The organism is Aeoliella mucimassa (assembly GCF_007748035.1).
Taxonomy (GTDB): domain Bacteria; phylum Planctomycetota; class Planctomycetia; order Pirellulales; family Lacipirellulaceae; genus Aeoliella; species Aeoliella mucimassa.
In genome coordinates, this window is record NZ_CP036278.1 from 4,501,030 (window position 1) to 4,525,306 (window position 24,277).

Annotated in this window: 25 protein-coding genes and 1 tRNA gene; 17 read left to right on the forward strand and 9 right to left on the reverse strand. The window is 59.7% G+C overall.

Annotated features, from left to right (window positions below):
• Positions 1-82 precede the first annotated feature (82 nt).
• From tyrS to Pan181_RS17610, 5 genes are all read right to left on the reverse strand, one after another.
• Positions 83-1,360, reverse strand: coding sequence for a tyrosine--tRNA ligase (tyrS, locus tag Pan181_RS17590; protein ID WP_145248659.1), 1,278 nt, complete (start codon positions 1,358-1,360; stop codon positions 83-85).
• A 53-nt stretch (positions 1,361-1,413) separates the two neighbouring features.
• On the reverse strand, positions 1,414-2,163 hold the full coding sequence (ispD, locus tag Pan181_RS17595) for a 2-C-methyl-D-erythritol 4-phosphate cytidylyltransferase (protein ID WP_145248661.1): 750 nt from the start codon (positions 2,161-2,163) through the stop codon (positions 1,414-1,416).
• A gap of 9 nt (positions 2,164-2,172) precedes the next feature.
• A complete protein-coding gene (locus Pan181_RS17600) occupies positions 2,173-2,784 on the reverse strand; it encodes a pyroglutamyl-peptidase I (RefSeq protein WP_145248663.1) in 612 nt (203 codons plus the stop codon).
• 89 nt (positions 2,785-2,873) lie between these two features.
• Entirely contained in the window at positions 2,874-3,845 is a 972-nt protein-coding gene (locus Pan181_RS17605; protein WP_145248665.1) for an aldo/keto reductase, read from the reverse strand.
• A gap of 89 nt (positions 3,846-3,934) precedes the next feature.
• A complete protein-coding gene (locus Pan181_RS17610) occupies positions 3,935-4,960 on the reverse strand; it encodes a ferrochelatase (RefSeq protein WP_145248667.1) in 1,026 nt (341 codons plus the stop codon).
• An 810-nt stretch (positions 4,961-5,770) separates the two neighbouring features.
• Between Pan181_RS17610 and Pan181_RS17615 the strand changes: the two genes are divergently transcribed.
• Positions 5,771-6,547 carry an NYN domain-containing protein gene (locus Pan181_RS17615; protein ID WP_145248669.1) on the forward strand — a complete coding sequence of 259 codons (777 nt, stop codon included), beginning with the start codon at positions 5,771-5,773 and terminating at the stop codon, positions 6,545-6,547.
• Positions 6,548-6,715: 168 nt separating this feature from the next.
• Here Pan181_RS17615 and Pan181_RS17620 read toward each other — a convergent pair.
• A tRNA-Glu gene (locus Pan181_RS17620) sits at positions 6,716-6,788 on the reverse strand.
• Positions 6,789-7,024: 236 nt separating this feature from the next.
• Positions 7,025-7,249 carry a carbon storage regulator CsrA gene (csrA, locus tag Pan181_RS17625; RefSeq protein WP_145248671.1) on the reverse strand — a complete coding sequence of 75 codons (225 nt, stop codon included), beginning with the start codon at positions 7,247-7,249 and terminating at the stop codon, positions 7,025-7,027.
• A gap of 350 nt (positions 7,250-7,599) precedes the next feature.
• On the opposite strand from csrA, the gene Pan181_RS17630 reads away from it, so the two are divergent.
• The 14 genes from Pan181_RS17630 (at position 7,600) to Pan181_RS17695 (ending at position 21,397) form a co-directional block, all read left to right on the forward strand.
• The gene (locus tag Pan181_RS17630) at positions 7,600-8,160 is read left to right on the forward strand and encodes a NuoI/complex I 23 kDa subunit family protein (protein ID WP_145248673.1); all 561 of its coding nucleotides are present in this window, start codon (positions 7,600-7,602) and stop codon (positions 8,158-8,160) included.
• 18 nt (positions 8,161-8,178) lie between these two features.
• Positions 8,179-8,823, forward strand: a complete 645-nt coding sequence (locus tag Pan181_RS17635; protein WP_145248675.1) for an NADH-quinone oxidoreductase subunit A — start codon at positions 8,179-8,181, stop codon at positions 8,821-8,823.
• Between the two features lie 32 nt (positions 8,824-8,855).
• Positions 8,856-9,389 carry an NADH-quinone oxidoreductase subunit C gene (locus tag Pan181_RS17640; protein WP_145248676.1) on the forward strand — a complete coding sequence of 178 codons (534 nt, stop codon included), beginning with the start codon at positions 8,856-8,858 and terminating at the stop codon, positions 9,387-9,389.
• 72 nt (positions 9,390-9,461) lie between these two features.
• On the forward strand, positions 9,462-10,664 hold the full coding sequence (locus Pan181_RS17645) for an NADH-quinone oxidoreductase subunit D (protein ID WP_145248678.1): 1,203 nt from the start codon (positions 9,462-9,464) through the stop codon (positions 10,662-10,664).
• A gap of 131 nt (positions 10,665-10,795) precedes the next feature.
• Positions 10,796-12,067: an NADH-quinone oxidoreductase subunit NuoH gene (nuoH, locus tag Pan181_RS17650; RefSeq protein WP_231943627.1), complete on the forward strand. Its 1,272-nt coding sequence runs from the start codon at positions 10,796-10,798 to the stop codon at positions 12,065-12,067.
• Positions 12,064-12,675, forward strand: a complete 612-nt coding sequence (locus tag Pan181_RS17655; RefSeq protein WP_145248680.1) for an NADH-quinone oxidoreductase subunit J family protein — start codon at positions 12,064-12,066, stop codon at positions 12,673-12,675. Before nuoH ends, Pan181_RS17655 begins: the two co-directional genes overlap by 4 nt.
• Positions 12,672-13,025: an NADH-quinone oxidoreductase subunit NuoK gene (gene nuoK, locus Pan181_RS17660; RefSeq protein ID WP_231943628.1), complete on the forward strand. Its 354-nt coding sequence runs from the start codon at positions 12,672-12,674 to the stop codon at positions 13,023-13,025. The genes Pan181_RS17655 and nuoK overlap by 4 nt, the downstream gene beginning before the upstream one ends.
• Before the next feature lie 24 nt (positions 13,026-13,049).
• Positions 13,050-15,392: an NADH-quinone oxidoreductase subunit L gene (gene nuoL, locus Pan181_RS17665; RefSeq protein ID WP_145248681.1), complete on the forward strand. Its 2,343-nt coding sequence runs from the start codon at positions 13,050-13,052 to the stop codon at positions 15,390-15,392.
• Between the two features lie 39 nt (positions 15,393-15,431).
• The gene (locus Pan181_RS17670; protein WP_145248682.1) at positions 15,432-17,162 is read left to right on the forward strand and encodes a complex I subunit 4 family protein; all 1,731 of its coding nucleotides are present in this window, start codon (positions 15,432-15,434) and stop codon (positions 17,160-17,162) included.
• Positions 17,163-17,198: 36 nt separating this feature from the next.
• A complete protein-coding gene (locus Pan181_RS17675) occupies positions 17,199-18,896 on the forward strand; it encodes an NADH-quinone oxidoreductase subunit N (RefSeq protein ID WP_145248683.1) in 1,698 nt (565 codons plus the stop codon).
• Position 18,897: 1 nt separating this feature from the next.
• Positions 18,898-19,329: a hypothetical protein gene (locus Pan181_RS17680; RefSeq protein ID WP_145248684.1), complete on the forward strand. Its 432-nt coding sequence runs from the start codon at positions 18,898-18,900 to the stop codon at positions 19,327-19,329.
• 114 nt (positions 19,330-19,443) lie between these two features.
• Positions 19,444-19,908, forward strand: coding sequence for a helix-turn-helix domain-containing protein (locus Pan181_RS17685; RefSeq protein ID WP_145244956.1), 465 nt, complete (start codon positions 19,444-19,446; stop codon positions 19,906-19,908).
• Positions 19,896-20,543, forward strand: a complete 648-nt coding sequence (locus Pan181_RS17690) for an IS630 family transposase (RefSeq protein WP_145244957.1) — start codon at positions 19,896-19,898, stop codon at positions 20,541-20,543. The genes Pan181_RS17685 and Pan181_RS17690 overlap by 13 nt, the downstream gene beginning before the upstream one ends.
• Positions 20,544-20,617: 74 nt before the next feature.
• Entirely contained in the window at positions 20,618-21,397 is a 780-nt protein-coding gene (locus Pan181_RS17695; protein WP_145248685.1) for a TatD family hydrolase, read from the forward strand.
• A gap of 28 nt (positions 21,398-21,425) precedes the next feature.
• Here Pan181_RS17695 and Pan181_RS17700 read toward each other — a convergent pair whose 3' ends face one another.
• On the reverse strand, positions 21,426-21,731 hold the full coding sequence (locus Pan181_RS17700; protein ID WP_145248687.1) for a hypothetical protein: 306 nt from the start codon (positions 21,729-21,731) through the stop codon (positions 21,426-21,428).
• Positions 21,732-21,767: 36 nt separating this feature from the next.
• Positions 21,768-22,490, reverse strand: coding sequence for a hypothetical protein (locus Pan181_RS17705; protein ID WP_197528463.1), 723 nt, complete (start codon positions 22,488-22,490; stop codon positions 21,768-21,770).
• A 181-nt stretch (positions 22,491-22,671) separates the two neighbouring features.
• Here Pan181_RS17705 and Pan181_RS17710 point away from each other — a divergent pair, with 181 nt between their 5' ends.
• Positions 22,672-23,100 (forward strand): VOC family protein, encoded by a 429-nt coding sequence (locus Pan181_RS17710; RefSeq protein WP_145248691.1) that lies wholly within the window; start codon positions 22,672-22,674, stop codon positions 23,098-23,100.
• A gap of 101 nt (positions 23,101-23,201) precedes the next feature.
• Positions 23,202-24,266 (forward strand): M42 family metallopeptidase, encoded by a 1,065-nt coding sequence (locus tag Pan181_RS17715; protein WP_145248693.1) that lies wholly within the window; start codon positions 23,202-23,204, stop codon positions 24,264-24,266.
• Positions 24,267-24,277: the final 11 nt, after the last annotated feature.

Sequence of the window (24,277 nt, forward strand, 5' to 3'; positions counted from 1 at the left end):
CGGTTACCTACGCGACAAACCACTTAGTGTAAATCGTGGCTGGCGGGCTAGCAACCGGCCCAAGCCGTTGTCAGGTAACGAATTACACAAATCGGACCAGGGCGTATTTTTTGCGGCCGCTGCGGAGAACCATGACCGTTTCGCTGGCTAAATCGGCCTCGGTCAGCACGGCGTCCACCTGCTCGACCCGGCGGTTGTTCACGTAGGCCCCCCCCTGCTGCACGGTGCGGCGGGCCTCGCCTTTGCTCTTGGCCAAGGGAGTTGCCACCAACAGGTCGAGCAGCCCGATGCCGGCCGCCAGGTCGGTCCTTGGCACCTCGCAGCTCGGCACGTCCGCAAAGATGGAACCAAGCTCCGCATCGCTAACATCGGAAATCTCGCCACCGAACAGGAATTCGGTCGCCCGCTGGGCGGAGGTCAGCCCGCTGGCGCCGTGCACCAGTTCGGTGAGCGATTCGGCGAGCCGACGCTGGCTGTCGCGCTTCTCAGGAGCCTCTTCCCGCTTGGCATCGAGGGCTTCGATCTCGTCGTGCGGCAACTCGGTGAGCACCCGCAGGCAGTTGCCCGCGTCGGCATCGTCGACATTCAACCAGTATTGGTAGAACTGGTAGGGGCTCGTCCGCTCGGCCGAAAGCCACACGGCTCCCGACTCGCTCTTGCCCATTTTCGAGCCATCCGACTTCAGCAGCAGCGGAGCGGTCATGCCGCGGAGTTGCAGGCTGTGCATCCGCCGGCCGAGGTCGGTACCCGCGGTAATGTTGCCCCACTGGTCGCTACCGCCGATCTGCAGCTCGCATCCAAACGCCTGATTCAGGTGAACGAAGTCGTACGCTTGCAGCAGCATGTAGCTGAACTCGGTGTAGCTTATGCCAGCGTCGTCGCGTCCCAGGCGGCCTTTCACCGAGTCCTTGGCCAGCATCACGTTCACCGGGAAGTTCTTGCCGATGTCGCGGAGGAAATCGATGTAGCTGAACTTGCCAATCCAATCGAGATTGTTCACCAGCTCGGCGGAGTTGTCGCCCGACTCGAAGTCCAGGAACTTGCCGACCTGCGTATGAATCGCAGCGACGTTCTGCTCGAGTACCTCGCGCGACAGCAAGTTACGCTCGGCGCTTTTGCCGCTGGGATCGCCGATCATGCCGGTGGCGCCGCCCACCAAGGCAATCGGCTTGTGCCCCGCCCGCTGGAACCGGCGGAGTAGCATCAACGCGACGAGGTTGCCCACGTGCAGGCTATTGGAAGTGGGATCGAACCCGGCGTACACCGTGCGAGATTTCTCCTCTAACCACCCGCCGAGTCCCTCGTCGTCGGTGGTTTGGTGAACAAGATTCCGCCAGCGAAGATCGTCTAAAAAAGTCATAACTCGTTGTGTGTTGGTTTCGAATCTAACGATGAATGGATGCCCGACCTTCGTTACCGCCAGAGGTCGTCGCCCGCGAAGGGATGGGCGATGCCATCCGGCTTTTTGGGGGCGGCCGTCTTCAGTATTAGCTCGGCTAAGCGAAGGTCGCGTCGTGTTGTAATTTTGATATTCAGCGGCGAATCAGGCACCAGCGTCACCTGGTGACCGAGTCGCTCGACTAGTTGTGCGTCGTCGGTGGCCGGCTCACTACCTCGATTGGCGTAAGCTTGCTCGATGAGCTGGCGGGCGAAGACCTGCGGCGTTTGCGCGGCCCATAGTCCGTCGCGCGACACGGTCTCCGCGATCGCCGGCGTCTTGCCCGATCCCTCGGCACGCTTCAAGGTCGAAGCCACCTGGGTCGCCAGGATCGCCGCGCCCGACTTCTCGGCCGCTGCGAATACCGCATCGATCGACTTATCCTCCACGCACGGGCGGGCCGCGTCGTGGATGGCGATGTATTCCGCTTGGTCGCTTACCTTTTCAAGAGCGGCAGCCACCGAGTCGGTTCGCTCGTTGCCGCCGATGGCAACGTCGATTTCCATGAACGCCAGGTTCGCGCCGAACTTGGCGTTAAAGGCCTCGCGATCTTCTTCGGCAATCACCAGGATCGTCTGACAGACGTCCTTGCGACTGGCGAATCGCTCGACCGTGTGCAGCCACACCGCCCGATCGGCCAGCGGGGCAAACGGCTTTTTGTAGTTCTTATCGCCGAACCGCTGGCTACGACCAGCTGCTGGCAGGATGACAGTGAATTTGCTCATCCCGACAGCCTACCGTGCAGGCACCCGAGCGGCAATGTCGTCCAGCACCACGCGCAAGCCGCGGGCCGTTTCGGCAATCGGCAACGACGCCAAATCCATCCGGCGAGCGATCACCTGCTCCGGAGCAACCGGCACATGCATGAACGCCGACTGCACGCCCAACGCGTTTTCGACCGAAAGATGGTGCGACATATACAGGATCGCATTGCACAGGTAGGTACCTGCGTGGTGCGACACCTCGGCTGGCACTCCCTCGCTCCGCATCTGACGCGCCCACTCGGCCAACGGCAGCGACGACTGATAAGCGACTGGGCCACCTTCGACCAGCGGCCAGGCTTCTTCGGGTCGTTGATCGCGAAGCTTGCCGCAATTGATGGCGACCGACTCCAGATCGATGCGCGAGTTGCCAGGCGCTTGCCCGAGATGAATCGCGATGTCGATGTCCGATGTGAGATCCTGCCCGAGCCGGTTGGTCATTTCCGCAAAATCGACGGGGTACAAGCGGGTAACCAGTTCGATTTCGGCCGGCAGGTCGCGGGTAACTTCCTGCAATACCATCCAACTCGCGTTGGCGGACCAATCGTCGTACGGTGCATAGGCGGTTAGGAGCACTTTGGGCATAGTGAAAGCCTAGTCGCCATTTTGGCATTTTGCCAGCAAATTAAGCACCAGCGATCGCAAATATTTTCCCCCTTTGAAAACGAGTGAGGTTACTCAAATTGCCGATTCGTTAAAGCTTCGCCCCGCTCGGCTAGCGCGTCGTCGATTGCCTGGAGCACCTCGGGCGTGAGCTCCACCTGCTGGGCGACCGCGGTTTCGGTGATCTGATACGCACGCTTCGCCCCGCAAAGGGCCACGGTGATGCCAGGTTGCCGGATGGTCCAGGCGACCACCAACTGAGCGACCGACAGCCCGACCGGCTCGGCGATCTCCCGCAAGCGATCGACAAAATCGAGATTCTTGCGATATTCCTCCCCCTGGAACATGGGATACTTGCGCCGCGAGTCCCCTTCGGCCAGCTGACCATCGCGCGGCAGCTTGCCAGCGAGCAGGCCCTTCATCAGCGCCCAGTAGACCGCGATGCCGATGCCATTCTCTTGGCACCAGGGGACCGTCCGCTGCTCGATCCCCCGCTGCAGCATGTTGTAGGGAAGCTGCACCATCGACAGCGGACAGACCGCGTGAAACGCTTCCATTTCCTCCGGCGTCGCGTTGCTCAGCCCGGCCGAGAGCACCTTGCCCTGCTCGATGAGCTTGGCAATCGCAGCGGCCGACTCCTCGATCGGCCGCTCACGATCGGGCGAGTGCAAGTAATACAGCTCCACCCGATCGGTCCCAAGCCGCTGCAGGCTCTCGTCGCACTCGCGGAGCAACGTCTCGGGGCGGGCGTCGTTGACCATGCTGCCCGACTCGAAGTGGATGCCACCCTTCGTGGCGATCACCACCTCGTCGCGCCGCCCGGCGATCGCCTGGCGAATCAGGTTCTCGCTTTCGCCATGCTCGCCATACACGTAAGCGGTATCGAGATGGTTGATTCCCAAATCGAAACAAGCCTGGATCGTCGCGATGCTATCGGCCTCGTTGGCTCCGAGCGTCGTGACTCCGGCAATCGGATAGCACCCCAGCGCAATGGGAGCCACCGAGCAACCCGAGGTGCCTAACTTTCGACTTTCGACTGGCATCACACACTCCTCACAAACAATCGATTTGCAACCTACTTGGCAGCGAATAATCTACTCGGCTACTGAATTCCTAACTGGCGGCTGAATTCCTAACTGGCCACTGGCGGCCGACGCGGCGTATAGCGACAGCAATCCTCCGGGCATACATCGTGACTCGGGCCTAGCTCGCCGAGGGCCAAACGCTCGCACTCCGGCTGCATGCGTTCGAGCACCAGCTCGCGAATCATCGCGACAAACCGAGGATGGGTGCCAACCGTGGCCGCCCGCACGACGTTCACGCCCAGCTCTTCTCCCACCTGCTTGGCTTCGGTATCGAGGTCGAACAGCACTTCGAGGTGATCCGACGTAAACCCGATCGGCACGATCACCACATCGTTCAACTCAGGCTGCTGCGATTTGAGTTCGCGCAAGTGGTCGCAAACATCCGGTTCGAGCCAAGGCTGCATCGGCGGGCCGCTGCGGCTCTGGTACACCAGCTCCCACGCCCCGACTCCGGCCTGCTCGGCCACCAGGCGACACGCTTCGTTCAGTTGCAACTCGTACTTGCAGTTCTCGGCCATCGACATGGGAATGCTGTGCGCGGTGAACAACAGCTTGGCCTCGGCCCGCCGCTCCTCGTCGATCGACGCGTAAGCGTTGCGAACGTTCTCGGCCATCGGTTCGACGAACCCAGGATGGTTGAAGAACATCCGCAGTTTGTGCACTTCGGGCGCGCCGTCGCCGACCTCTTGCTGCGCGTCGGCAATGTTCTCGCGATACTGCCGGCAACCGCTGTAGCTGCTGAACGCACTGGTGAAGAACGCCAGCGCCCGCTTCACCCCGTCTTGCTTCATCTGCGTCAGCGCGTCGGGCAGCAGTGGATGCCAATTGCGATTGCCCCAATAGATCGGTAGCTCCACTCCGTTGGCAGCAAAGTCGTCCTTGAGCGCAGCGATCAACTGCCGGTTCTGCTCGTTGATGGGACTGACCCCGCCGAAGTGCTGGTAGTGCTCCGCGACTTCGAGCATCCGCTCACGAGGCACGTTCTTGCCCCGCAACACGTTTTCCAAAAAGGGCATGACCTCGTCGGGTGCCTCGGGGCCTCCGAACGAAACCAGTAGCAAGGCGTCGTACATGGATCGATGCAATGAAATGAGAGGAACGAAGATGAACATGCTCCGCGGAACGGAGCCTATCAATACGCGGTGCCCAGCGACGGGGGGGGCAGCACTGCACTCTAGCGATTCAGTTGGCCGTCGAACACCCGCAGCGAGTCGCTCGCCGGGGGCCGGTGAAGGGCTCCGGAGTTTTGCCCCCAAAACCGCGAAATCGATTCGTGGGGGCTTTATTCTGGCTTCACCAGCCTGGCGGACTTCACATAGAAGCTTGTTTTACCGACACTTTTTCGCGCGCCCCGAAACCGCCGTCCCACCATTTCGCCCCACCCCGGCAGCGAGTGGGGGCAAATGGCGGGTAAGTGCCCCATGCCGAACGCTGTTGCCTCACACTCAGCAATCGACGCTTGCAATCCATCCGACTCCCCCTGTTTTTTTACCTAACCAATCACCGAAAACCAAACCAACACATATACACTTGTACCCCACTCCGTTATAGCAGATGAGGTGGCCATTTCGAAGCGAAAAATGGTTAATCGGGCGGCTTTACGGAGGGGGCTAGGGTGGTGGTAATTGCGAGCGTCACATGAATAAATGAAAGTATCAAACACCAACTGTCGAAACGCACAAAATGACGCAAACCCTTTTCCACCAACTATTTATGGAATTATTTGCTACAAAGCAAAGGATACTGTTTGAAATTTGACGATAACGATGCCATAATTTGTATGTTGATGGGATTACCCATTGACTCCAACTTCAAAGAACAACCCCCTGCTAGTACGCGCTCCCAATCTATTGCGGGGTGGCTGAAACCAGGGGGTTCTTTTTATGCCGACAGCAATTCTAGTAGACGGTAGCTTCTTTCTTAAGCGATATCGCTATCTCCGGGGTTCGGCAACACCTGACCAAGTAGCGAAAGACATGGTCTGGATGTGCAACGAACACCTACGAGACAGGAGTCCGTCGACGGGTGGGAAGGGTAGTAGCAAAAAACGCTCCCTGTACCGCATTTTCTATTACGACTGTGCTCCACTCACCAAGAGGATCCAAAACCCTGTTTCGAAAAAGGGAATCGATCTCGGTAAGAGCGCAACAGCGATTTGGCGAACCTCATTTTTTGAGTTGCTAAAACGGAAGCGAAAAGTAGCAATCAGACTTGGCTACATTAATGGTGATTCGGCGGAGTGGAAATTGAGTGGTAAGAAACTCACCAAACTACTTCGCGGCTCGACGAAACTTAGCGAATTGAAGGACGAAGACGTTGTCTATGATGCGAAACAGAAGGGTGTTGACATCAGGATTGGCTTGGACATCGCTTCATTGGCCTACAAGAAGCAGGTCGATCAGATAGTCCTAGTTTCTGGAGATAGCGATTTCGTACCAGCAGCAAAGCTTGCGAGACGCGAAGGAATTGACTTTATCCTGGACCCAATGTGGGCCACCATTCGGTCCGATTTGCACGAACATATCGACGGCCTGCGTTCTGCCTTTCCTCGCGACCGCCAGCACCAAGAGCCTCAAGGCCAAAACGAGCAGTCCGCCCAAAACGCAGGCGGTGATGAATTCCCAGCAACAGATACCGCAGATCCTCAAACAGACAATTAGCGGTCCAGCACCGTCGTCAGACTCTCGATATCGACTTCGACCTCGGAACCTAGCACTGAAGATTCGCTGAAGAAGGCACCGGAAACTGCGGTGCAAAACCAAGCGACAGCCCAGAAAGCGGAAAACCTCGGGAATCTTGCGATTCCCGAGGTCTGCTTCCACTAAAAGTGACCCCTACGGGGTTCGAACCCGTGTTGCCGGCGTGAAAGGCCGGAGTCCTAGACCACTAGACGAAGGGGCCGTCTATTCGCAATTGCCCCAAAAGAGAGGCTTTTGCACCCGGGGAGGTTCGCTAAGAAAGGCCGGTGCCCGCTTAGCTGTTGTTACCACGTTTCGGGTAAGCAACTTGGTATAGAAAGCTAACGGCCAATCGTCAACCCACCCCAGCAGGTTGAACTACAGGTATCGGCAATTAACCACAAAAGAATTGAGCAACCGCTGCAATAATTTGAGCGGTGTTTACCGAATGGCAGGAAACTACTCAGCAGCGGCCGACGAATCGCCGGTCTGCTCAACATTTTGAGCCTGCTCAACATTTTGGCTGCGACGGATGGCCTCGTACACTTCGTTACGGTGTACCGGTACTTCCTTGGGAGCCTCAACCCCCAGGCGTACTTTGTCGCCACGGATTTCGACCACCACAATGGTGATATCGTCGTTGATAACGATACTCTCGTTCTTCTTCCGCGAGAGCACTAACATGGTTCGATTCCTTCATTTTGGTGGCCGGGGTCGGCTCGTAGGCCACCTGTCCGACTCTCATGTCTTACACGCATGCCGTCCCAAACTGCGGAAGGACGAATCCCCCCTTGACGACATTTTTCCTACCTTCACTCTACGAGCAGCTAGTCAATAGTCAAGCGAACGGCAAGAGATTGGCGTGTATTTTGCATGCCGGTAACGCCGATTCCCCGGATCCTGCGTCCACCAGGCCCAGAATCAGCGGAGACCCGCATTCACGACAGCCATTTTGCACGTTCCCGCCGGGGCTATTAGGCAAGGCCTTGCATGCCCTATAATCGCCGACTTCACAAGGAAGTCGCAGGACTACCATGGTCACAGCAATTAAAAAATCCTGGCCCTGGCTAGGGAATATCATCGAGACGGTCAGCACCGTTGCCCACGGTTTGTGGGTGACGCTTCGCATGTGGGTGCGGACCCTACGCCCTGAGCGTAAAGCCTTTACCGAGCTTTTCGAGTATCCCGAGCTGCCGGTGCCTGTTTCGGCCCGCTATCGGGGATTCCACCGCTTCGACCTGACCACGTGCATTGCGTGCGATCAGTGCGCGAAAGCTTGCCCGGTGGACTGCATCTACATCGGCAAGGAGCGGGTCGAAGGAGCCAAAGGCTTTAAGGTCACCGGCTTTACCATCGATTACAGCAAGTGCATGTTCTGTGCACTCTGCGTGGAACCCTGCCCGGTGGATTGCATTTTCATGGGGGCAAACCACGACCTGAGCTGCTACTCGCGCGATGGTTGCCTGGTGGACTTCTCGCGGTTGCCGCTCGATGTCGCTTGGGGGCGAGCCACGCTCAATCCCACCGCGGTGCACGAATCCAAACAAGTCATCGCGCCCGTCCACGGCGGGCCGAATCAAACCTCCGCTTCATAAACGTCCCCCGAACATCCCATGGCAACTCCTACCGAAATCGTTGGCTTCCTTGCCCTGTTCGTGCTGGTGGGTGGTGTCTTCTTGTTCGCGAACTTGCTGATCGGCTACTTCTGCCGGCCCAGCAAACCGAATGAAGAAAAGCTGGAAATCTACGAGTGCGGCGAGCCGACCATTGGCTCGAGCTTCGTGCAGTTCGACCTCCGATTTTACGTGGTCGCGTTGCTGTTCATCATTTTTGATGTCGAAGTGGCCTTCTTCTTTCCCTGGGCCACGGTGTTTGGCAAAGCGAACGAACTAGCGGCCACCAGTGCTCCGATCGTGGCGGCCGACATGGACAACTACGATGCCCCAGCCACGCAACTGTCGCCCTTTGCGGAGCAGAAGCTTCGCGAACTTGGCATCCGGCATCCGACGTCGCCGACGCTCACCGCCGAACAAGCCGAAGCGTTGCAGCTAACCACCGACCCTCGCGGTCAGACCAAAGCCGCGACCCAGCAGATGGCCACGCACATCGTGCGGACGTCGCTCGTCGACATCGCGGTGTTCTTCGCGGTATTGATGGTCGGCTTTGCCTACGTCTGGAAACGGGGCGACCTCGACTGGGTGCGGGCGGTTCGCTCGGTGCCTACCACGAACAATTCCACCCAAATACGGGCTGCCTGAGCCCCGCCTTTCAACCACTTTTCGTCGATTCCATGGCTGACTTCACTACGATCCACAAGGTTCTCACCGAGCGTTTCCCGGGCGCCACGATGCAAGCGGTGTCCGAGGCGGTCGATCCATGGATCGAAGTAAGCGTCGACGACTGGCCGCGCGTCGCTCAGTTCCTAAAAGACGAACCAACGCTCGCGTTCAACTACCTGAACTGCATCACCGGGGTCGACTACTGCGAACCGGATGAGAAGAAAGCAAAGAAGGTGAAGTGGCAACCTCACATCGAGTTGCTGTACCACCTGACGAGCTTGCAGCACAAACACCTACTCGTCGTGAAGCTCATGCTACCGCGCTGGCAGAACGACGAGCCCGAGATGATTCCGCAAGTGCCAACCGTTTCGAACATCTGGCGGACTGCCGACTGGCACGAGCGGGAAGTCTACGACCTGGTGGGCATCGAGTTCACTGGCCACCCCGATCTGCGGCGGATCCTCTGCCCTGAAGACTGGCAAGGCCATCCGCTTCGCAAAGACTACGAGATGCCGCTGGAGTACCACGGCATTCGCGGTCGTTAGCCATCCACACGAGTCGCCCCCACCTTTCACCGGCAGTTCATCCCTTCGCGAGTTACTTCGAAAAGCAACGGCATGTCCAACACCACGGCAACCAACACCATCGAACTCGATGTTCGTACCGACGAGATGCTGGTCAACATGGGACCACAGCATCCCAGCACGCATGGTGTGTTGCGACTGGTGCTGCGAACCGACGGCGAAGTCGTCAGTGAAGTGATGCCGCACATCGGGTATTTGCACCGGTGTGCCGAAAAGATCGGCGAGAACCTCACCCCCCGGCAGTACATTCCGTATACCGACCGCATGGACTACCTGGCTGGGATGAACATGAATCTCGGCTGGGCCTTGGTGGTCGAGAAGCTGATGGGCATCGAAGTGCCCGAAAAGGGCCGCCATCTGCGGGTCTTGATCACCGAACTGAACCGCATTGCCAGCCACCTGGTCGGCATGGGCGCCTACGGGCTCGACCTGGGGAGCTTCAGCCCGTTCCTGTACGCCTTCCGAGAACGCGAAAAAATACTCGACTTATTCGAAGACGTCTGCGGCGCCCGACTCACCTATAGCTACATCACCGTCGGCGGTGCAACCGGCGACCTGCCCCCGGGCTGGATGGAGAAGTGCCTGTCGTTTCTCGACCAGTTTGTGCCGGTGATCGACGAGTACCACACGCTGCTCACCAGCAACGCGGTGTTCATCAAACGGACCGCGGGCATCGGTATCATGTCGCCAGAACTGGCAATCAACTACGGGTGCAGCGGCCCCGTGCTGCGTGGCAGCGGAGTCGATTGGGACCTGCGCCGCGATGGCGAACCGATCTTCACCAAAATGTACGAAGGCTACGACTACGAGATCGTGGTCGAGCGCCGTGGCCAGTACCCTGCCGACCAAGAGTATCCCGCGGTGCCGCTCGAAGCGGTGCTCGGCGATTGTTGGCATCGGTTCTACGTTCGCATGCTCGAAGTAGTGCAGTCGATCCGCCTGGTGCGCCAAGCGATCGAAAAGTATCGCACCACCGAAGGCAGCATCGGCGAGCCGATCAAACTTACCCAGAAACTACCCGCTGGCGAGGCCTACCTCGAAACCGAGTGTCCTCGCGGCCAAATGGGATTCGGCATTGTCTCGGATGGCAATGCGATTCCCTGGCGTGCTCGGGCTCGTAGTAGCTCGCTCGCCAACTTGTCGGTGGTCCCAGAACTATGTCGCGACTGCCTGATTGCCGACGTCCCGGCGATCGTGGGCTCGCTCGACTTGGTGATGGGAGAAATAGACCGCTAGGTCTTGTTTCGGTCCACCTCGAACACCACCAGCAATCCCTCGACACTCGATACAACGTGTGCGATATTCACTGACAACTTCGCTTTAATCAGCGACCTGATCGCTGACAACTTACCGGCACGGAAAGCATCGTGGCTGAGCCGCTAAACAGACTATTCGACTGGATCCTGAGCTGGTTTGGAGGAGCTGTACCTCTAAACCATCCCATCGGATACGTGCTGGCTGCGTTGGTGTACGTATCGCTGGTTCTGGGCCTGATTGCCAGCTCATCGCTGCTGTTCATCTGGCTCGAACGAAAAGTCGCGGGTCGCATCCAGGACCGCCTGGGCCCCACTCGCGTGGGTGGCAAGTTTGGCTGGCTGCAAACGTTGGCCGATGGCTTGAAGCTGCTGACCAAAGAAGACCTGGTGCCGGGCGACGCCGATCAGATGATGTTCCGCATTGCTCCTTATGTGAGCTTTTGTGCGTCGCTGGCAGGATTCATCGCCATCCCTTTTGCCGGGCGTGATTTTCCGTTCGTCGCTCAACACCTGAACGTCGGCGTGTTTTTCGTGCTCGCAGTAATGGGGCTCGAAGTGTTCGGCGTGATCCTCGCCGGGTATGGTTCGGCGTCGAAGTGGTCGCTGTTCGGAGCCATGCGTGAGGCCGCCCAAGTGGTGAGCTACGAAGTACCGCTGGGACTCTGCGTGGTGATACCGGTGATGCTGGCCGGCTCGATGGACCTGGTCGTGATCGGCGACAAGCAACAAGGCTGGTTCACCAACTGGTACCTGCTGCACGATCCGTTCACCTTCCTGGTGTTCTGGGTTTACTTCACCTGTGCAACCGCCAGCGTGAATCGCGCCCCGTTCGACTTGGCCGAGGCCGAGAGCGAACTGGTGGCTGGTTTCCATACCGAATACTCCGGTCTCCGCTGGAGCTTCTTCTTCATGGCCGAGTACGGTTCGATGCTCGCAGTTAGCTTGCTGGCGTCGATTCTGTTCCTAGGCGGCTGGAACGGTCCGATCCCAATCGGCGACCTCCTCGGTCTCGGTGGCAACGACATCGCGGTGCTCGGCTATATCGGCAACTTGATCGGCCTGGTGAACGTGCTCGTGAAAGCCATCCTGCTGGTGATCGTGATGATGTGGGTGCGGTGGACCTTGCCTCGCTTGCGTATCGATCAGGTAATGACCACCTGCTTGAAGTACTGCACGCCGATTGCCGCAGCGATGTTCGTCGGCGCGGCTCTCTGGCACGTAGCCATGCCCGACCGCGTGTTCCTCGGCTTGCTGCAAGCCCCGGCCGCAAATCGCATGGTGACCGAAAAGCCGCTCGTCGAGCCCGAGCTCGCGACCCCGCCAGCCGAGGAAGCGTTGATCGCCAAGAACGAAACCAATCACTCGCAGGAGGGTCAACCATGATCTGGTCGAGCTTCCTGTTCCTGCTTTGCAGCCTGCTGGCTGGTGGATTCGCGATCGCGGTGGTGTTGTCGAACAACATCGTCCGCATGGCGTTCTACCTGGTGCTGTCGCTCTCCGCGACCGCAGGGCTGTTCTTCCTCGCAGGTGCCGACTTTGTGGGTGCCATGCAGTTGATGATCTACGTCGGCGGCACCCTGGTGCTGCTGGTGTTTGGTGTGATGCTCACCGCCCAAACGCCGTTCCTGGCGATGCGGACCTCGAGCGGCGAACTGCTTACCGCGCTGGTCGTGGGGGGAGTGCTGCTGTTCGTGCTCGCGTTCACCGTGACGAACGTGCCCGCCTGGCAACCCACGAACACCCCGGCCGTCGAGCGGAATACGCCGGTCGTTACGGCCGCCCCGATCGGCATGGCGCTCGAAGGGTACCGTGTCGATCAACTCGACCAACCCGACGCCGAGCTTCGCCAAGGGATGTCGGGCTACTTGTTCCCCTTCCTGATCGTTTCGGTCCACTTGTTGGTCGTGCTGGTCGGAGCCGCCTACCTGGCGCGGGCTCGACAGGCAGCTAACGACGACGTTACCAATTTCCCGAGCGAGGTCCGCGGATGATGCTGCTCGCCAGCCTACTTACCGAACCGATTGGCGTGAGCCACTACATGGTGGTGGGAGCAGTGCTGTTTACCTGCGGTGTGATCTGCATGGCCACCAAGCGCAACGCGCTCGGCGTGCTCATGGGCATCGAACTGGTGCTCAACGGGGCCAACGTCAACCTAGTGGCTCTCGGCAGCCCTTACCTGCGTGGTAGTGAGGGATCACTGGGACTCGACGGGCAGTTGATGGCCATGTTCGTGATCGTGCTCGCAGCGGCCGAAGCCGCCGTGGCACTGGCGATTGCCTTGAATTTTTATAACAGCCTTGGTTCGATCGATATCGACCGAGCCGACGACCTGAAAGGTTAAGGCGCTCCGCGTCCTGTTTTCGATATGACTCCTGAAAGCCTGCTTCCACTGCTACTCGGCATCGCCTGGCTCTTGCCACTGGCGTCGTTCGCCATGCTATGGATCGGCTTCTCGCTTCCGTTCCTGGCGGGCAAACGCCCCGGCTACGGAGTGCAAAAGGGGGCGGCTTATATCGCCATCGGAGCGATCGGTTCCAGCTTCGTGCTCAGCCTGATCTCGCTCATTATCTGGCTGGCCTACCACCCCATCGCAGCCGACGCCCACGGGCACGCGGGCAGCATCGCTTACTCGGGCGATTTCTACTCGTGGATCTCCATCGGCGATCTGCACCTGACCATCGGCTACTACATCGATGCGCTGACCGTTGCCATGTTTACCGTGGTCACGCTCATTAGCACCTGCGTGCACGTGTACTCGATGGGCTACATGCATGAAGAACTGCACGACGTGACCGATCACGAGGTCGCCACCCACGGCGGCGAGTTCCTGCATCGCGCCGGTCGGTACCATCGCTTCTATCAGTACCTGTCGCTGTTCTCGTTTAGCATGCTCGGCCTGCTGATCGCTGGCAGCCTGGGCATGGTGTTCATGTTCTGGGAACTGGTGGGTATCTGCTCGTACTTCTTGATTGGTTTTTACTTCGAACGCCGGTCGGCTTCGAATGCTGCAAACAAAGCGTTTATCGTGAACCGCGTCGGCGACTTCGGCATGCTCATCGGCCTGATGGCTTTGTGGTCGTCGCTCGGCACCTTGCAGTTTGGCGATACGCCCGCCGAGCAAGGGATGTTCTCGAAGCTTCGCCCGGCTGCACATCATCATGAACTAGCCCCCGCCGCCATGGTGGGCGAGTCGGCAACGCATGAGTCGCCCGCACACGAAATGGCCAACGAGTCCGCCCACGCGGATTCCGAAGAATCGAGCGAAGGCCAGCCTGGCTATTTATTGCTTTTCGTCGGCGGCGTCGGCATCTTCTGCGGTTGCGTCGGCAAGAGTGCCCAGTTCCCGCTGCACACCTGGTTGCCCGATGCAATGGAAGGCCCCACGCCGGTTTCGGCGCTGGTGCACTCGGCCACGATGGTCGCCGCTGGCGTGTATCTGGTGGGGCGTTGCTATCCCATCTTCGTGCCCGAAGCATTGCTGGTAATCGCGACCGTGGGGGCCATCACGCTGTTCCTGGCCGCGACGGTCGCCATCACCGCTTACGACATCAAGCGGGTGCTCGCGTTCTCTACCATTAGTCAACTTGGTTACATGATGCTCGCGTTGGGATTGGGTGGCTGGCTTGCTGGCCTGTTCCACCTGGTGACCCACGCGTTCTTCAAGAGCTTGCTGTTCCTTTGCTCCGGCTCCGTGATCCACGCGGTACATACCAACGACATGCGTCAGATGGGCGGGCTCCGGCACAAGATGCCATGGACCGCTTACACGATGCTGGTCGGCTGCCTGGCAATCATCGGTGCTGGCTTCCCCATGTGGGGCTGGGGCTTGTCGGGCTACTTCTCGAAGGACTCGATCATCGAGCAGGCGTGGAGTTTCTCGATCGCTAGCCCGTCGCCGACCTACAGCTTGCTGCTGTGGTTGCCGCTAATTAGCGCTGCGATTACCGCCTGCTACATGTTCCGCTTGTGGTACATGACCTTCACCGGCGAGCCGGCCAACATCGAGAAGTACGAACACGCGCACGAGTCGCCCCGTTCGATGGTCGCCCCGCTGGTACTGCTGGCCACGCTGGCGGTGGTCGCTGGTTGGAGCATACCTTTCACCGGCGGGCTGTCGCTCCCCGCGGTGCTCGAACAAGCCCGCCCCGCGGGTACGCTCGAAACCACGAGTGGTCACTGGCTCACAGGGCTGACGATTCCCGACGAGCATATGAGTCACGCTCCAGAGATCAAAGAACCTGCTGGCTGGGCCGCGTTTGGCTGTGCGTTGGGTGGTTTGCTGCTGGCAACCATGACCTACGTCTGGCGATGGCTGCGAGCCGAGGAAGTGCAAGACTCGTTCGCTCCCATTCATCGATTGCTGTCAAACGGCTGGTGGTTCGACCAGATCTACGATTGGATGTTTGTGAAAACAGCCCTGCTGAAAAGCAAGTTCTTTGCCGGCATCGATCGCTACGTGATCGACCCGCTGGCCAACGGCATCGCCCGCACCCTGACGGTACTGGCCAAACTGCTCGATCGAGTGGTCGACCGCGGTGCGGTCGACGGCTCGCTCAACGGGCTGGCTTCGCAGACCTGGAACCTGGGCAACTCGCTACATCGACTACAAACAGGCCGACTACGGCAATACGTGTTGTTCCTGGTACTCGGTACGCTCGGCTTGTTCGTGGCGGCCAGCCTGTGTTGGAAATACGCCTTGGCCGGCTAACGCCGGGCCGAACCGAACGTGATACGGCACTAAACAAAAATGAATCTTGATAACCCCGCCATCTTCCTGAGCCTACTCGTCTTCCTGCCCGCCTTGGCGGCAGCAGCGATTGCGTGCTTTGCTCCGAACGATAATCCCGAAGTCATTAAGAAAGCCACGTTCTGGACCACCGTGGTGACGTTCCTGCTGTCGATCGGCATGCTCTTCGGCTGGCCAGGCATTCAGTTCCAAGCGGGTGTCGACAGCATGCAGCACCTGTTCTCTGTCGACTGGATTCCCTCGTTCAACATTTACTTTGCCCTCGGCATTGATGGCATCAGCTTGCCGCTCGTGCTGCTGACCACGTTTATCTCGATGCTGGCGATGGGTGCCAGCTGGCCGATCGAAAAACACGTGAAGGCTTATTGCGTGTTGTTCCTGCTGCTCGAAACCGGCATGATCGGCGTGTTCCTCGCGCTCGACTTCTTCCTGTTCTACGTGCTATGGGAAGTAATGCTGCTGCCGATGTACTTCTTGATCGGCGTGTGGGGTGGCCCCCGCCGCGAGTATGCCGCCATCAAGTTCTTCCTGTTCACGTTGTTCGGCAGCGTGCTGATGCTGATCGCGATTCTGATGCTCTACTTCTCGAGCGACGTTCGCGACCTGCCTACCGCTAAACTGCAGGAGTTCCGCTTCAGCCCCGCTCAGATCGAAGCGATCGACGAAGCGACCACTCCGCAGCACACCTTTAGCATCATGGCCCTGCAAGAGCTGGGGCAGACCACCGACCAATTCAAAGGCAAACTGGCCGGCATGACCTACGAGTGGTGGGCCTTCCTGCTGTTGTTGATCGGCTTCCTGATTAAGGTGCCGAGCGTGCCGGTGCACACCTGGTTGCCCGACGCCCACGTGGAAGCACCAACGCCGATTTCGATGATCCTGGCGGGCGTGCTGCTCAAGATGGGTGGTTACGGTATTATCCGCATCGCTTATCCCATTTGTCCCGAAGCCGCGTACGATCTGGCTTGGCTGGTCTGCAGCCTGGGCGTGGTCAGCATGGTGTACGGAGCGTTTGCCGCACTCGCGCAAACCGACTTCAAGCGACTTGTCGCCTACAGTTCGGTGAGTCACATGGGCTACGTCGTGCTCGGCCTGGGTGTGTGGAGTGCCATGTCGCCCGACTACAATGCCGATTACTGGCGGTGGGGCATGAACGGTGCCATGTTCCAGATGATCGCTCACGGTGTCAGCTCGGCCGGCATGTTCTTTATGGTCGGCGTGCTTTACGACCGAGTGCATCATCGCGACCTCAACAAGTTCGGTGGCATTTTTGGCCGCATGCCAGTGTATAGCGGTTTGGCCGTTGGCATTTTCTTCGCTGGTCTCGGTCTGCCGGGGCTGTGCGGTTTTGTCGGCGAAGTGATGGTGGTGCTCTCCACCTGGAAGTACTGCATCGTGCTGGCCGTGATTGCCGCTTCGGTAGTGATCCTGACCGCAGGTTACATCCTGTGGACTCTGCAACGCGTCTACCTGGGAGCCGACTACAATGGTCCGCACCCCGAAGCCCTTACCCCGCTTACTTCCCGCGAGTTCCGCATCGCTGCTCCGCTGTTGGCCTTGGCCATCTTGTTCGGCGTGTATCCGCGAGTAGTGCTCGACTACATGGAGCCCTCGGTGAGTCGCACCGTGGAGCAACTCGCTCCCATGACGCGTAAGTTCGAAGCCAAGAAGGCGGAAGAACCTGCCGAAACCGAAATCGCTGCAACGACTCATAGCGATATGGCCAGTTAACTACTATTTCTCCCCTCGAACCTCCCTGCCGCAGCCTTGCAATCGATTGTTGACAACCTGGTTTCCAACACCTTTGGCGTGAGCCTTCCGCTCTACTGCCCTGAGCTGGTGTTATGCACCACGATCGTGCTGCTATTGCTGGTTCGGATGTTCGATCGCTTGACTCTGGTGTTGCCGCCGTTTGTGATAGCCTTGATCGGCACCGGCCTGGCCTTGGCCGCGGCCGCTCCGGTGGATGGCTTCGCCAGCCTGGGCACGCTCCCCTCCACCGAACTATTCACCGGCATGCTGGTGTACGACGGAGTGACCGTTTACCTGCGACTCGCGTTGCTTTTGTTCGCAGTACTCATGGTGCTGCTCTGCCGGCTTACCGACCTTACCGCCAAGTTCGATGGCCAGGACATCTACGTATTGATGCTCGGCGCGACGCTCGGCATGTGCATCATGGCGTCGGCCAACCATCTGATGACACTCTTCCTGGGTGTCGAGATGGCGAGCGTCCCGTCGTACGTGCTGGTCGGTCTGGTACGAAACAATCGCCGCGCTAGCGAAGCGGCCCTGAAATACGCGGTGTACGGAGCAGGTGCGGCCGGCATGATGCTGTATGGCATTAGCCTGCTGGCTGGCTTGCTGGGCACCGCTCACCTGCCGACTATCGGGTGGCAACTTGCCGAACTGGATCTGCCGGGGCTGATCGCCGGCGGTCAGGACCTTGGTGTGCTGGCCGCGCTGGTACTGGCTGGTCTGCTGATCGGTGTCGGCCTGGCGTTTAAACTTTCCGCCTTCCCGTTCCACTTCTGGTGCCCCGATGCGTTCGAAGGGGGGACGGCCGAGGTCGCGGGCTTCCTGTCGGTGGCTTCGAAAGCGGCTGCCCTCGCCCTGCTGGTGCGCGTGGTGATGGCCACGTGCCTGCCGATCGACACCACGGCCCCCGTGGTAGCCGAACAGCCCACCCAACTGCAAGTAGTAACCGTTTCGAACCCCACAGCGGCAAACAACACAGCAGCGACCACCGTGGCCGACTCGGAAGCGACCGATCCGCTCGGGCCGGTCCGCACGTACCTTACCACACTGATTGCCGTGGTTGCGTTGGTGACCTGCACATTCGGCAACCTGGCCGCGTATGGTCAGACCAACATCAAACGCATGCTGGCCTACTCCACCATCGCCCACGCGGGATACATGATGATGCCGGTCGCCGCGCTCGTAACATTGACCGGCGAGCCCTCCGGCGCCGCGCAGGCGCTCACCAGCTTGCTGGTTTACCTCGGCGTGTACCTGTTCATGAATCTGGCCGCGTTCTCAATCGTCGCCTTCCTGCGAAACGCCACCGGTAGCGAAAACATCGACGACTACGCGGGCATGGTTCGCTCGGCTCCTGCGATCACGGTTTGCATGGTGGTTGCCATGGCGAGCCTGCTCGGCATTCCTCCCATGGCTGGCTTCCTCGGCAAGTTCGCCGCGTTCGCAGTGCTGGCGAAAGTTGGCACACCGCTCATGCTTACGTTGCTGGTGGTCGCCGGTTTGAACACGGTGGTTTCGCTGGTTTACTACTGGCGAGTGGTGCGAACCATGGTGCTTCGCCCCGAACCAATCAGCCGCGGTCCGGTGGAAATCTCGCTGGCCCCCGTCTCGTTCGTGGTGCTGGTGACGTTGCCGCTGTTCCTGCTGTTCATCTTCCCTTCAGCACTCACCGACCTGGCCCAAGCCGCTGCCTCAGGAGTATTGCCTTAGCATGCAAGTTGTCACTCCGAAAGCTGTGTTGACCGAGTTGCTAGTGCTGCTTCGCCGGTCGTTCGTGCAATACCTGCGATACGCCCACGCGTATGGCATGCCAACGACGAGCGAAATCACGGATGTGATTACCGACATCCTGGCCGACCAGGACCTGTTGGCCGATCGCGTGGCCGAGCGTCTGGAAGCATCCGGCTGCCCGATTCCGAATATCGAGTTCCCGCTGTCGTTCACCGACACCAACGATTTGTCGATCGAGTTCCTGCTGCAACGAGCGATTCGCCACACGCAGCAAGACCTGGCGAAGCTCGACGCAATTGCTGAGCAACTCACCCGCCAGGCGTCGCTCCGTTCGCTGGTCGACGAAATCCGCGGCATGACTCAAGCCCATCTCGAGTCGCTGGAAGATCTCACCGCGGTGCTGGCTCGCTAGCCCGGCGAGCGATGTCTCTCTCGCAAGTGCGTGCTATGATGCTGGCTGGTGCCCGCTTGCAGCATCGCCTAGTACGTCTTTCCTGAAATCCATTCCGCTGCTATATGCTGCGGAATGAAAAAGCACATTGTTTGCCTGGACCACCAGGCCCGTGGAGGTTTGGAGCAGCTAGCACGCTCAGGCGCCCGCGCGGCGCAAGTGGTGCGTCGCTGCCAGATATTATTGAAATCGGACTCGGGATGCACCGACGAAGAGATCGCCGAGCATGTGGGCTGCACGACGCGCAACGTCCGAGCCGTCCGAAAGCGGTTCTGCGAAGAGGGCGTCCAGCGGGCGGTGTACGATGCGCCTCGCTCGGGCCGCCCCCCAGAGTTCACCAAGCGGCAGCAGCAACAGGTAATCGCCCTGGCGTGCAGCGAGCCGCCCGAGGGACGGGCTCGCTGGACGCTGGAATTGTTGTGCGAGCACGCGGTGAAGGAAGGCTTCGTCGATTCGCTCAGCGTGACGGAGGTCTCGCTGTGGCTCAAGGAACACGACCTGAAGCCGTGGCGAAAAAAACTTGGTGCGTGCCCAAGCTGAACGACGAGTTCTGTGAGCGGATGGAGGACGTCCTCGAGCAGTACGAGAAGCCGCTCGACCCGAACGAGCCGGTCGTCTGCCTCGACGAGCAGCCCTATCAGAGGGTCGACGACGCGCGGCCGCCCGAGCCCGCGGCACCCGGCAAGATCGCGAAGCAGGACTACGAGTACCGCCGCTGCGGAACCTGCAGCGTGTTCGTGGCGGTCGAGCCGAAGGCGGGCAAGCGATTCGTTCAGGCCAAGCGTCACCGCAAGCGAGCCGACTTCGCCCGGTTCGTCCGCGACCTCTTGAAGCGCTATCCCGACGCAGAGCGGGTTCATCTGGTGATGGACAACCTCAACACGCACAACGAGAAGTCGTTGATCGAAACCTTTGGCGAGGAGGCGGCTCGGCCAATGCTGGAGCGGATTGTGTGGCATTTTACCCCCAAGCATGCCAGTTGGCTCAACATGGCCGAGATCGAAATCTCGGCCATACAGCGACAATGCCTGGGACGTCGGTTGGCTTCGCTCGACAAGGTTCAAAGCGAACTCTCCCACTGTTCACGCGACCGCAATCGGAAGAAAATCAAAATCAATTGGACCTTCCATCGAAAAGACGCCAAACGCGTCTTCCCTGAACTCTATAGGAAATGACTTCCGGGACGACGTACTAGTGTGCCCTGCCCTGCTGACAACCTTTGGCCCCAACGATACTGGACCCTGCCCAAGTGTATTTTGATACCCACGCCCATCTCGACCAGGACAACTTCGACGACGATCGCGACGAGGTCGTCGCCCGCGCGCATCAAGCCGGCGTGACGCACATTCTGGCGATGGGAGTCTCGGCCGCGTCGAGCGCCCGCTGCGTGGAGCTGGCCAGCCAGTATTCCGGAATGTACGCAGCGGTTGGTATTCAGCCGAATTACGTCCACGAAACCGACCCTGGCGACTGGGACCGCATCGTGCAACTCGCCCAGCAGCCTAGGGTTGTCGCGCTCGGCGAGACCGGCCTCGACCGCTATTGGGACGATGCCCCCTTCGACGTGCAACAAGATTACTTCGACCGGCACCTGCGGCATTCGCAAGCGACGGGGTTACCCTTTATCGTGCACATGCGCGAGTGCGAGGCCGACGTGCTCGAGATGCTCCGCGAAGCGGCCGCCCGTGGGCCGTTGGCAGGCGTCATGCACTCGTACACCGGCACCGCTGCGGGAGCGGCCGAGTCGATCGAGCTGGGGCTCTATGTTAGTTTCGCGGGCATGGTCACTTACAAGAAGTCCGACGAATTACGCGAGGTGGCCGCTACGGTACCGCTTGATCGCATGCTGATCGAGACCGATTCGCCGTACCTGTCGCCGGAGCCGATGCGCAAGATTCGTCGCAACGAGCCCGCCCACGTGGTGCATACCTGTAGTTGCCTGGCCGAGGTGCTCGGCACCACGCCGATGAAAGTGGCCGAAGCCACCACGGCCAATGCAAAGCGTTTGTTTGGCATCGACAAAGCTTAGAGCGCCCTTCAACTACGCAAAGCGTGCTCTAGTTGCACTTTTGGCAGCAATCGCTATTCGGCCAAACGTTGCATTCCCAAATCAACGCGTACAGCGAGTCGAAGAAGGTCTCGCGCGTTCGTTGCAGCTGCCAACACGCGTTCGTATCGCGGCAACGCGGAGCCATCGGTTCGCAATGGCAGCAGGGTTCAATCGGCACCCCACGCGGATCGATCACCTTCGCGGGGCGGTCGCAGGTGTAGCCCGACAACCGCTGTTCCATCGTTACGCAGCCAACGTTTGCTACCAGGAACAGCAGCATCAGTACCAACGGCAATCGACGAGTAGCCTGCATGAACAAAGAGCCTTGCACTAAAGATCGCATGAGAGACTAGCGGAGCCGGGGGCTATCGGTACTCGGCAGTTGGCCGATGCGGGTGTTGGGCGAGGTGTATTGCTCGCCGGCGTATCCGCCTTGGCACTGCGAGCAACCGCCCTGGCACTCGCTGCATCCGCCTGCCGAGTAGCCGCTGTAGCTGGAAGGTCCCACGTAGGTGCCACAGCGATTACAGGGATCGGTGCATTGCGGAGGATCGTTGTGCCATTCGCTCCAGTAAAGCTCGCCGTCGCATCCCGCACAGGCGGGGCCGAACAGGTCGTGCTTCAAGCGTCCCAGGAAGTTCACGACGCCTTCGCCGCAGCGTTCGCAGGGCACCGAACCGTCGCAGGGATCACAAGGATCGCCGCAGGTTGGTCCGCAGCCGCAAGCGGGCTCGGCAACGCAGCCTGGTTCGCAACCGCAGCCGGGGCCAACGTCGCTACAGGCAGATCCGGTGCAAGCTCGCAGGCGGAACGGCTTGTAGTCGCAGTTGCCTTGGTACCGCTGGAACGCGTAGCTACGTCCGCAAGCTCCGCCGCAGGCGTCGCCGCATCCGCAACCAGGTTCAGCCGCACAGCCGCAATCGGCCGCACACGTCGCCGGGGCAGTACAGCCGCAGTCCGAACCGCAGCCAACGATGCTACCGCAACTTCCTCCCACGTAAGCTTGGCAACCTACGGATAAAATCATGACGAGCGAAGCGCAGGTAGCGTAAAACGCACGGAGGCCAGACATAGCAGTGGCACCCTTCGTTGGTACAGTCAATCGGAATGGCTAGGCCCTCAAGCGCGCAATCGTTACGCCCCCCACGGACCGATACTTCGTGGTTTGTATCGTCACGCCCCCCCGCGTCGATTGATAAAATCAGTACAATCGACGGGAAACGACCAATTGCACTCCCCACACCAGGTGAATCATGCCCGAATCGATCGCGGTTTCCCGGTTCAATCACGCGGCGGTCAACGCGTCGGACGTCGCTGCTAGCGTGGCGTTCTATACCCAGGTATTGGGATTCTACGAAGTGCCGCGGCCGAGCTTTTCGTTTGCGGGAAGCTGGCTCTACAGCGAGGGCCTCGGCATGATGCTGCACCTGATTAACGACGATCGCTTCACGCCGATCGCGGAGCGCGAGAACACCCGCCGCAGCCATCTGGCATTTCGTGTTGCCGACATCGATCGCACGCTCGAGCTGCTGGCCGAGCACCAGGTGCCGGTGATCCAGCGACGCCTGCCCGACCACAACTACCGGCAGCTCTTTATCCACGATCCCGATGGCAATCTGCTCGAACTCGGCGAGTGGCCCGACGTGGAGCAGATGGATCTCACTCGGATCGCGCCGCGGTAATCGGTCCGTGCCGCGGTGGGCTCTGCCCCTTTGCTTTCGAGGCGGCCCGGGGGATAATCGGGTTTTCCCGAACATTTGCCCTTTACCCCGTCGAAGGTGCCATGGACCAAGCCGCTAAAGATTTCCTCGTTAAAATCCTCGAAACCCCGAGTCCTTCGGGTTACGAGGTTCCCGTCCAAGACATCGTTCGCAGTTATGTTGGCAAGTTTGCCGACGAAGTTCGCACCGACCTGCATGGCAACGTGCTTGCCTCGTGCAATCCTGATGCAGAACTGCGAGTGATGTTCGCAGGCCATGCCGATCAGATTGGGTTGCTGGTTACCTACATCGACGACAATGGCTTCATCTATACCGACACCGTTGGGGGTTGGGATCCCCAGCAGCTCATCGGCCAACGCATGACGATCTATACCGCGAATGGCCCCGTGCCAGCGGTGATTGCTCGCAAGCCGATTCACTTGCTCTCGCCCGAAGAGCGTAAGCAAGTAGTGAAGGCCAAGGAGCTGTGGCTCGACATCGGTGCGAAGGATAAAGCCGAAGCCCAAGAAGTGGTTGCCATCGGCGATCCGGTCACGCTGGAACTCGGCTACCAGGAAATGCGCAACAACATCGCCAACTCGCCCGGCATGGACGACAAGACCGGCCTGTGGGTTTGTGTGGAAGCAGCCAAGCGGGCCAAGGAGCGCGGCGGCCTGAAGGTCGGCGTGCACGTCGCCTCGACGGTTCAAGAAGAGATCGGCCTGCGCGGTGCAACCACCAGTGCTTATGGCATCAATCCTCACGTTGGTATCGCAGTCGACGTCACCCATGCGACCGACTGCCCAACGATTGAGAAGTTCCAGGAAGGCGACATCAAGATTGGTGGTGGTCCCGTGGTGTATCGCGGAGCCAACATGAATCCCGTGGTGGTCGACCACCTGCGTTCGGCGGCCGACTCGGCCAAGATCGACCTGCAGTGGGGAGCCATCGGTCGCGGCACCGGCACCGATGCTAACGCGATGCAGCTCGCCCGCGGCGGCGTCGCCACCGGCCTGGTGAGTGTTCCCAACCGGTACATGCACAGCGCGGTCGAAGTGGTTTCGCTCGACGACCTCGATGCTTGTGCCGACTTGCTCGCTGAGTTTGCCTTGAGCATTGCAGCCGACGCCGACTTCACCCCTCGGTAACCTGCAAGGCA

Coding starts and splice junctions, on each gene's coding strand:
- Pan181_RS17700 (WP_145248687.1), bottom strand. CDS start 21,731: ATGCAGGCTACTCGTCGATTGCCGTTGGTACTGATGCTGCTGTTCCTG.
- Pan181_RS17645 (WP_145248678.1), top strand. CDS start 9,462: ATGTCCAACACCACGGCAACCAACACCATCGAACTCGATGTTCGTACC.
- nuoK (WP_231943628.1), top strand. CDS start 12,672: ATGATGCTGCTCGCCAGCCTACTTACCGAACCGATTGGCGTGAGCCAC.
- Pan181_RS17670 (WP_145248682.1), top strand. CDS start 15,432: ATGAATCTTGATAACCCCGCCATCTTCCTGAGCCTACTCGTCTTCCTG.
- tyrS (WP_145248659.1), bottom strand. CDS start 1,360: ATGACTTTTTTAGACGATCTTCGCTGGCGGAATCTTGTTCACCAAACC.
- Pan181_RS17635 (WP_145248675.1), top strand. CDS start 8,179: ATGGCAACTCCTACCGAAATCGTTGGCTTCCTTGCCCTGTTCGTGCTG.
- Pan181_RS17715 (WP_145248693.1), top strand. CDS start 23,202: ATGGACCAAGCCGCTAAAGATTTCCTCGTTAAAATCCTCGAAACCCCG.
- Pan181_RS17710 (WP_145248691.1), top strand. CDS start 22,672: ATGCCCGAATCGATCGCGGTTTCCCGGTTCAATCACGCGGCGGTCAAC.
- Pan181_RS17680 (WP_145248684.1), top strand. CDS start 18,898: ATGCAAGTTGTCACTCCGAAAGCTGTGTTGACCGAGTTGCTAGTGCTG.
- csrA (WP_145248671.1), bottom strand. CDS start 7,249: ATGTTAGTGCTCTCGCGGAAGAAGAACGAGAGTATCGTTATCAACGAC.
- Pan181_RS17615 (WP_145248669.1), top strand. CDS start 5,771: ATGCCGACAGCAATTCTAGTAGACGGTAGCTTCTTTCTTAAGCGATAT.
- Pan181_RS17640 (WP_145248676.1), top strand. CDS start 8,856: ATGGCTGACTTCACTACGATCCACAAGGTTCTCACCGAGCGTTTCCCG.
- nuoL (WP_145248681.1), top strand. CDS start 13,050: ATGACTCCTGAAAGCCTGCTTCCACTGCTACTCGGCATCGCCTGGCTC.
- Pan181_RS17610 (WP_145248667.1), bottom strand. CDS start 4,960: ATGTACGACGCCTTGCTACTGGTTTCGTTCGGAGGCCCCGAGGCACCC.
- Pan181_RS17630 (WP_145248673.1), top strand. CDS start 7,600: ATGGTCACAGCAATTAAAAAATCCTGGCCCTGGCTAGGGAATATCATC.
- Pan181_RS17655 (WP_145248680.1), top strand. CDS start 12,064: ATGATCTGGTCGAGCTTCCTGTTCCTGCTTTGCAGCCTGCTGGCTGGT.
- ispD (WP_145248661.1), bottom strand. CDS start 2,163: ATGAGCAAATTCACTGTCATCCTGCCAGCAGCTGGTCGTAGCCAGCGG.
- Pan181_RS17685 (WP_145244956.1), top strand. CDS start 19,444: ATGAAAAAGCACATTGTTTGCCTGGACCACCAGGCCCGTGGAGGTTTG.
- Pan181_RS17600 (WP_145248663.1), bottom strand. CDS start 2,784: ATGCCCAAAGTGCTCCTAACCGCCTATGCACCGTACGACGATTGGTCC.
- Pan181_RS17605 (WP_145248665.1), bottom strand. CDS start 3,845: ATGCCAGTCGAAAGTCGAAAGTTAGGCACCTCGGGTTGCTCGGTGGCT.
- Pan181_RS17705 (WP_197528463.1), bottom strand. CDS start 22,490: ATGTCTGGCCTCCGTGCGTTTTACGCTACCTGCGCTTCGCTCGTCATG.